The sequence below is a fragment of the Nitrospirillum amazonense genome (genome assembly GCF_007828045.1).
In the GTDB taxonomy this organism is placed as follows: Bacteria; Pseudomonadota; Alphaproteobacteria; order Azospirillales; family Azospirillaceae; genus Nitrospirillum; species Nitrospirillum amazonense_C.
In genome coordinates this window covers 1-1,091 of record NZ_VITN01000081.1, presented here as the reverse complement: position 1 = coordinate 1,091, position 1,091 = coordinate 1, and the positions used below count along the sequence as shown (strand labels likewise).

Genomic DNA, 1,091 nt, shown 5'->3' with positions numbered 1-1,091 from the left:
CCCTCGCGGATGGCGAAGCGCAGGCCTTCGTCCATGGCGATCGGGGCGATCAGCTCCACGGTCACCTGCACGTTGTCGCCCGGCATCACCATCTCGGTGCCTTCCGGCAGCGAGACCATGCCCGTCACGTCCGTGGTGCGGAAGTAGAACTGGGGACGGTAGTTGGTGAAGAACGGGGTGTGACGGCCGCCTTCTTCCTTCGTCAGGATGTAGGCTTCGGCCACGAACTTGGTGTGCGGCGTGATCGAGCCGGGCTTGGCCAGAACCTGGCCGCGCTCGACGTCCTCACGCTTCGTGCCGCGCAGCAGCGCGCCGATGTTGTCGCCAGCCTGGCCCTGGTCCAGCAGCTTGCGGAACATCTCAACGCCAGTCACGGTCGTCTTGACCGTCGCCTTCAGGCCGACGATCTCGATTTCCTCGCCCACCTTCACGATGCCGCGCTCGACACGGCCGGTCACCACGGTGCCGCGGCCAGAGATCGAGAACACGTCTTCGATCGGCATCAGGAAGGGCTTGTCAACCGGACGCTCCGGCTGCGGGATGTAGGCGTCGACCTGCTTCATCAGCTCCAGGATGGCGTCATGGCCGATCTCGGGGCTGCGGTTCTCCAGCGCGCACAGCGCCGAGCCCTTCACGATCGGAATGTCGTCGCCAGGGAAGTCGTAGCTGCTCAGCAGCTCGCGCACTTCCAGCTCCACCAGCTCCAGCAGCTCGGGGTCGTCGACCATATCGACCTTGTTCATGAACACCACCAGCGCGGGCACGCCGACCTGACGGGCCAGCAGGATGTGCTCGCGGGTCTGCGGCATCGGGCCGTCGGCGGCGGACACGACCAGGATCGCGCCGTCCATCTGCGCCGCGCCGGTGATCATGTTCTTCACATAGTCGGCGTGGCCGGGGCAGTCGACGTGGGCATAGTGACGGTTGGCCGTCTCGTACTCGACGTGCGCCGTCGAGATCGTGATGCCGCGCGCCTTCTCTTCCGGCGCCTTGTCGATCTGGTCGTACGCGGTGAACGTCGCGCCACCGGTCTCAGCCAGCACCTTCGTGATCGCAGCCGTCAGCGACGTCTTGCCATGGTCAACGTGACC

The 1,091-nt window shown here is 65.7% G+C and carries 1 protein-coding gene; it reads right to left on the bottom strand.

What is annotated here, in order from left to right; genetic code table 11:
- Positions 1 to 1,091, bottom strand: a 1,091-nt coding sequence (tuf, locus tag FBZ89_RS30655; protein ID WP_145754895.1) for an elongation factor Tu, incomplete at both ends; no start/stop codon positions are given.